Raw genomic sequence first — 250 nt, forward strand, 5'->3', positions numbered from 1 at the left:
CCCGTAATCCAACCTGCCCGCCCCGATCGGGGCGGGCCAACCAAATAGGAATTGTGATGTCGGCTTTTACGTACGAACAACTCACGAAACGCGCCGAGCGCGAGATCCGCGACGCGATGCAACGCGCGACCGCGTGCGAGATCGGCTCTTACGGCCTGGGGCTCGCGGTGGGTGAGGCCCGTGGGGCGTATGCGCTGTGGGACACGCTCGTCGCAACGCTCGGTGCATCGGTCTCGCCGGAAGCTCACGC

1 protein-coding gene is annotated in these 250 nt (G+C 66.0%); it reads left to right on the forward strand.

Annotation, left to right across the window (positions count from 1 at the left end; all coding sequences use genetic code 11):
- Window positions 1–56 precede the first annotated feature (56 nt).
- On the forward strand, window positions 57–250 hold a 194-nt coding region (locus tag SB771_RS36045; RefSeq protein ID WP_410722168.1), incomplete at its 3' end, for a hypothetical protein.

This window comes from Burkholderia sp. SIMBA_051 (genome assembly GCF_046534915.1).
Lineage (GTDB): Bacteria > Pseudomonadota > Gammaproteobacteria > Burkholderiales > Burkholderiaceae > Burkholderia > Burkholderia ambifaria.